4 protein-coding genes and 1 pseudogene are annotated in these 6405 nt (G+C 65.0%); 3 read left to right on the top strand and 2 right to left on the bottom strand.

From position 1 onward, the window contains the following. The first annotated feature begins 595 nt into the window (after nucleotides 1-595). The 3 genes from J3489_RS36715 to J3489_RS36705 are packed head-to-tail and all read left to right on the top strand — an operon-like array spanning nucleotide 596 to nucleotide 5288. Nucleotides 596-1879 (top strand): dicarboxylate/amino acid:cation symporter, encoded by a 1284-nt coding sequence (locus J3489_RS36715; RefSeq protein ID WP_207005694.1) that lies wholly within the window; start codon nucleotides 596-598, stop codon nucleotides 1877-1879. Then, nucleotides 1876-3840: a sensor histidine kinase gene (locus J3489_RS36710; RefSeq protein WP_242540602.1), complete on the top strand. Its 1965-nt coding sequence runs from the start codon at nucleotides 1876-1878 to the stop codon at nucleotides 3838-3840. Before J3489_RS36715 ends, J3489_RS36710 begins: the two co-directional genes overlap by 4 nt. A 38-nt stretch (nucleotides 3841-3878) precedes the next feature. Further along, a complete protein-coding gene (locus J3489_RS36705) occupies nucleotides 3879-5288 on the top strand; it encodes a sigma-54-dependent transcriptional regulator (RefSeq protein WP_207005692.1) in 1410 nt (469 codons plus the stop codon). 142 nt (nucleotides 5289-5430) lie between these two features. On the opposite strand, the gene J3489_RS36700 is transcribed toward J3489_RS36705, so the two are convergent. Together J3489_RS36700 and J3489_RS36695 are read right to left on the bottom strand one after the other, a co-directional pair. Then, nucleotides 5431-5958, bottom strand: coding sequence for a TlpA disulfide reductase family protein (locus J3489_RS36700; RefSeq protein ID WP_207005691.1), 528 nt, complete (start codon nucleotides 5956-5958; stop codon nucleotides 5431-5433). 228 nt (nucleotides 5959-6186) lie between these two features. Then, a pseudogene (locus J3489_RS36695) lies at nucleotides 6187-6405 on the bottom strand (hypothetical protein); the annotation flags it as partial.

The raw sequence follows: 6405 nt of genomic DNA, 5'->3' as shown, positions 1-6405 counted from the left end.
GATATTTTGGTCTCCGCCCTTCAATCAGCCTTGCCCCGCCTAGAAGTCCATCAACACGCCAAGTGAAGGGCTGGGGCTTCGGCCGCCCGATTCTTTTAAAGCGCACGATGCGACGTGCGCCGCGTTTTGCGGTGACGTTGTCGAGCTGCGACAGCGCCTGATTCACTTGGCCGAGCCCCGTGCTTTGCTCCGACAACTTGACGAGGGGCGGGGCTAAGCAGCCGTGGCAATAGGATCCCCGCGCGATCCGCGCGATCGGGATCTCTGGACGTCACCCTTCCGGATTTCCGGAAACCCGGAATCCCACCGCCCGCTATTGCCCATAAAAACCTTAAAAATCAATCCCCTCCCGCTGTCTACTCACCTGGCATCGACCTTGCGCTTGGTAACCCCGCGGCCGCAACGGCCCGACTATCTACTAAAGCAAGGAGACAGCCGATGTTCGATTCCCCTGCCTGGCATTTCTGAACCCGTCGCTTACTCGCGACCTTTCGCGCCATGTCGCGCCCTCGCCAAGCGACCGGCATTCGCTCGTTCGCGCCCGCGGGATCGTACCGGCCACCGGCCCTTCGCCCCATCCACTGAATCTGGAACCATCGTGAAGAAACCGTTCTATCAAGTCCTCTATGTCCAGGTGATCGCAGCGATCATCACCGGCGTCGCCTTTGGCCACTACTCGCCCGATCTCGCGATCGGCATGAAGCCGCTCGGCGACGGTTTCATCAAGCTCATCAAGATGGTCATCGGCCCGATCATCTTCTGCACGGTCGTCACCGGCATCGCGGGCATGCAGGACATGAAGAAGGTGGGGCGCGTGGGCGGCAAGGCGCTGCTCTACTTCGAAATCGTGTCGACGTTCGCGCTCGTGCTCGGTCTCATCGCGACGCACGTGCTCAAGCCCGGCGTCGGCTTCAACGTCGATCCGGCGACGCTCGACGGCAAGGCGGTCGCGAGCTACGCAGCGAAGGCGCACGGCCAGAGCACGGTCGACTTCGTGATGCACATCATCCCGAACACGGTCGTCGACGCGTTCGCGCAAGGCGAAATCCTGCAGATCCTGCTCGTCGCAATGCTGTTCGGCAGCGTGCTCGCGCAGCTCGGCGAGCGCGGCAAGATCGTCACCGATTTCATCGACAGCATCTCGCACGTCTTCTTCGGCATCGTGCGCATCATCACGAAGCTCGCGCCGATCGGCGCGTTCGGCGCGATGGCGTTCACGATCGGCAAGTACGGCGTCGGTTCGCTCCTGCCGCTCCTGAAGCTGATCGGCACGTTCTATCTGACGTCGGTGGTGTTCGTGGTCGTCGTGCTCGGCATCATCGCGCGCGTGGTCGGCTTCAACATCTTTCGCTTCGTCGCCTACATCAAGGAAGAGATGCTGATCGTGCTCGGCACGAGCTCGTCGGAAGCGGCGCTGCCGCAGCTGATGCAGAAGCTCGAGAAGCTCGGCTGCTCGCGCTCGGTCGTGGGCCTCGTCGTGCCGACCGGCTACTCGTTCAACCTCGACGGCACCAACATCTATATGACGATGGCGGTGCTGTTCATCGCACAGGCGACCAACACCGACCTCACCCTCACGCAACAGCTCACGCTGCTCGCGGTGACGATGATCACGTCGAAGGGCGCAAGCGGCGTCACGGGCGCGGGCTTCATCACGCTTGCCGCGACGCTCGCGGTGGTGCCGACGATTCCGCTTTCGGGCATGGTCCTCATTCTTGGCATCGACCGCTTCATGAGCGAGTGCCGCGCGCTGACCAACATCGTCGGCAACGGCGTGGCGACGGTGGTCGTCTCGGCATGGGAGAAGGAGCTCGATCGCGCACAGCTTACGCGCGCTTTGCGTCGTGAAGTGACCGTCGACGAGACGGCGGCTGCCTGAGCCGTGAGCCGGACGGCGTGGCGCGATATGCCAAAATAGTCGATCCCCATCGACTGGAATCCGCTACCGTGACGCGCCGCCTGATCGTCGTCTTCGCGCTGCTCGCGACGCTCGCGGCGGCCTGCGCGCTGACGTGGAGCATCACGTGGCAGCGCGGCGCCGCCGAGTTGCGGCGCAACGCGGCGGTCCGCGCGGACCGCACGACGAACGCGCTCAAGAGCACGCTCGAGCGCTATGAATCGCTGCCTTACCTGCTGTCCGAGCATCCGCTCGTGCAAGACGTGCTCGCCGATCCCACACCCGACGGCGTCGCGCGCGCGAACCGCTATCTCGAAGACGTGAACCGCCACGCGCGCGCCACGCAAACCTACATCATCCGCGCCGACGGCTTGTGCGTCGCGGCGAGCAACTGGAAGCAGCCGGACAGCTTCGTCGGCGTCCAATATCTTTTCAGGCCGTACTTCGTCGATGCCGTGAAAGGCGGCGTCGGACGCTTCTTCGGGATCGGCACGATCTCGCACGACCCGGGCTATTTCATCTCGCAGCCGGTCTATCGCGGCGGCAAGATCGTCGGCGTCGCGGTCGTCAAACTCAATCTCGAATGGTTTCCCGGCACCGATGCGTTCGAGCCGCTCGTCGTCACCGACGATCACGGCGTGATCTTCCTGTCGTCGGTGCCGGCGTGGAAATATCACACGGTGCGGCCGCTGCCGAGGCCGGTCGCGACGTCGATCTTCGAGACCCGGCAATACGCGCAGCAGACGATCGTGCCGTTGCCGATGACGATCGAGCGCTCGCTCGAAGACGACGCGCGGATCGTGCGGATCGGCGACGGGCGCCTCGCGCCGCGCTATCTCGCGACTCGCCGCTCGGTCGGCGTGCCGGACTGGCATTTGATCACGATGGCTTCCGTCGATCCGCTCGATACGGATGCGCGCAACGCGACGGTCGTCACCGGCTTCGGCTTGGTCTCGCTGTGCCTGCTCGGCTTCTATTGGCGCATGCGCCGAGCGCGCGTGCGCGAGATGATCAAGAGCCGAGCGTTGCTGCAGAAGGCGTACGCGGAGCTGAATCAGCGCGTCGCGGAGCGGACCGCGGATTTGTCCGCAGCGAACGAGCAATTGCAGAAGGAAGTCGGCGAGCGTACGCGCGCCGAGCAGGAATTGCGTGCGGCGCACGACGAACTCGTGCAGGCGAGCAAGCTCGCCGCACTCGGTCAGATGGCGGCGGGCATCACGCACGAATTGAATCAGCCGCTCGCGGCGCTGCGCGGTTTCTCGGACAACACGCGCGTGCTGCTCGAGCGCGGCGAGCAGGCGTCCGCGCGCGAGAATCTCGAAGCGATCGCCGCGCTCACCGAGCGCATGGGCAAGATCACGAATCAGCTCAAGCTCTTCGTCGGCCGCGCGCGGCCGCGCAACGAACGGGCGCGCATTGCGCGCGCGCTGCGCAATGCGCTGAATTTGCTGCAAAAGCGCTTGCAGGGTGTCGCGCTGGAAGTATCGCTCGCAAAGGCCGAGCGAACCGAGCCTGCCGAGTCCTCCTTCGCGCGCGCCCCGTTCGACGTGAACGACGAGCACCCGACGCTCGTCGCGCATTGCGACGACCTTCGTCTCGAACAGGTCCTCATCAATCTGATCGGCAACGCGCTCGACGCGGTCGCCGGTCTTGCCGAGCCGCGCATCGTCATCGAGATCGAAGCGGCCGTCACGTCGCTCTCGATCACCGTGCGCGACAACGGCCCCGGCATCGCCGCCGACGCGTTGCCGCGCCTTTTCGAGCCGTTCTTCACGACGAAGGAAATGGGGCAGGGGCTTGGCCTCGGTCTTGCGATCTCGTCGTCGATCGCGCGCGACTGCGGCGGCTCGCTCACAGCGGGAAACGCACCGGAGGGCGGCGCGGTCTTCGTCTTGACGCTGCGCCGCGCGCACACGCATAGTCCAGACACGCTTCCTTCGTGAATCGAATGCCCACCCTCTCAAGCGACAAGTGACACGCGATGGCGAACGGCCTGCAAGTGATCTATATCGAGGACGACGAACTGGTGCGCCGCGCCAGCGTGCAAAGCCTGCAACTGGCTGGCTTCGACGTGGACGGGCACGCGTCGGCCGAAGCGGCGCTGCGCGCGATCGGGGCTTTAGCCGGCACCGCCGGTTCGATCGGCAGCGACTTTCCCGGCGTCATCGTCAGCGACATCCGCTTGCCGGGTGCGAGCGGCCTCGAATTGCTCGCGCAGTGCCGCGAGCGGGCGCCGGACGTGCCGGTGATCCTCGTGACCGGCCACGGCGACATCTCGATGGCTGTCCAAGCGATGCGCGATGGCGCGTACGACTTCATCGAAAAGCCGTTCGCGTCGGAACGTCTGATCGAGACCGTGCGGCGTGCATTGGAACGCCGCATGCTGGTGCTGGAAAACCTCGCGCTGCGGCGCGAGTTGGCCGGTCAGAATGCCGTCGCACCAGGCATCATCGGCCGCAGTCCGGCGATCGAGCAGGTGCGGCGCCTCATCGCGAACGTCGCGCCCACGGATGCCTCCGTGCTGATCAACGGCGACACCGGCGCCGGCAAGGAATTGATCGCGCGCAGCCTGCACGAGATGTCGCTACGGCGAGCGAAACCGTTTGTCGCGCTCAATTGCGGCGCGTTGCCGGAGCCGATGTTCGAGTCCGAGATGTTCGGCTACGAGCCAGGAGCCTTTACCGGTGCGGCAAAACGCCGCATTGGCAAGCTCGAGCACGCGTCGGGCGGCACGCTTTTCCTCGATGAGATCGAGAGCATGCCGCTCTCGCTGCAAGTGAAGCTGCTGCGCGTGCTGCAGGACGGCGTGCTGGAACGGCTCGGCTCGAACCAGCCGATTCGCGTGAATTGCCGCGTGATCGCGGCGGCCAAGGGCGACATGGCCGAGCACGTGGCGGCGGGCACGTTCCGGCAGGACCTGCTCTACCGGCTGAATGTCGTGACGATCGCGCTGCCGCCGCTTAGCGAACGCCGCGAAGACATCGTCCCGCTCTTCGAGCACTTCCTGCTGGACGCGGCCGTGCGCTACGGGCGTCCGGCGCCGATCCTGACGGACGGCCAGCGGGCCGCGCTCATGCGACGCGACTGGCCCGGCAACGTTCGCGAGCTGAGGAACGCCGCGGATCGCTTCGTGCTCGGCATCGCCGATGGACTCGGCGACGCGGCGCATGGCGCTGCGAGCGAAGCGGCGACGACGAGTTCGCTCAAGGAGCAGGTCGAGCAATTCGAACGCGCCGCCATCGCGCAAGCGCTGGGGCAAGCGGGCGGGGCGGTGGCGCAGGCCGCCGACCGGTTGCAGGTCGGCAAAGCGACGCTCTACGAGAAGATCAAGCGATACGGCCTCGCGGACCGCGGCGATGCCGGCAAGAATGGCGATAAGGAGGCGGGCTGAAGTTCGGATGGGGGAGGCTGGCGGAACCGGCGCAGCTGGAAATGAAACAGGGCGCGGTTTGCGCCCTTTACGTGCAAAGCCGCCGCTAAGCCCAATTCGCTAGTTCGCGGCAGCCTGCGGTGAAGCGGTTATCAATACCGCCTCAGGTGCTCAATGCCTTCGACAGCAACTGATCCAGTTCCGCGAACTCCGGTTCGCCGACATAGCGCTTCAGGATCTTGCCGTTCTTGTCGATCAGGAACGTGGTCGGAGTGAGCTGCACGTTACCGAACTGCTTGGCGACGCTGCCGTCGTCCATCGCCACCATGAACGGCAACTGGCGCGTCTGCGCGTAGTTCACCACGTACATCGGCGCGTCGTAGTTCATCGCCACGGCGACGAATTCGAGCCCCTGGCCCTTGAAGCGGTTGTACGTTTCGATCCACTGCGGCATTTCCTTCATGCAGGTCTCGCAACTGGTCGCCCAGAAATCGACGAGGTAGACCTTGCCTTTGAGGTCGGCCGTCGAAATCTTCTGGCCGGACAGCAGCGTGAACGTCGCATCGGGCGCCTTTTGCTGGCCGCCGAACGCGAAATAGCCGGCGCCGGCGAGGGCTGCGGCCACGATCACCAGCGCAACGTAGCGGACAGGGTTCGTGCTGCGCGACACGGAAGCGGAAATTTGACTCATGAACGAACCTCGGAAGCGCTTGACAGTGAAAAGCGCGGCAAAGAAGCGCCGCTATTGTACCGTTGCGCCGCGGATCTCGCATGAGCGGCGATACTGTCAGTCTACTGAGTTTCGGTATAAGCGAGACAGATCCGATCGCCGTCCAACGTCTTTTTTGTCACATATCCTCTTGGCGCTGGTGCTCCGGCGAGCTTTAACGCCGCCTCGTCCTTGAGGCGGCGCTCATGCTCAGTCCCTGTAATGCTTACGATGCTTGTAGTGCTGGCTGTAGCCGTGGCCGCGCTCGTCCGCATACGAATTGCTGCGCGAGATATTGCCGCCCAGTGCGGCGCCCGCGCCGCCGCCGAGCGCGGCGCCAACCAGGCCGCCGGTGCTGCCGCCCATCGCGTTGCCCGCCGCGGTGCCGGCCCCGCCTCCGAGCGCGCCGCCGACGATGGCGCCCGTGCG

This window comes from Trinickia mobilis (genome assembly GCF_017315705.1).
GTDB classification, from domain to species: Bacteria; Pseudomonadota; Gammaproteobacteria; order Burkholderiales; family Burkholderiaceae; genus Trinickia_A; species Trinickia_A mobilis.
This window is presented reverse-complemented; position numbering and strand designations above follow the sequence as displayed.

Bases quoted from the DNA above. Each gene is read 5' to 3' on its own strand.
- J3489_RS36705 (WP_207005692.1), top strand. From the start codon at position 3,879: ATGGCGAACGGCCTGCAAGTGATCTATATCGAGGACGACGAACTGGTG.
- J3489_RS36700 (WP_207005691.1), bottom strand. From the start codon at position 5,958: ATGAGTCAAATTTCCGCTTCCGTGTCGCGCAGCACGAACCCTGTCCGC.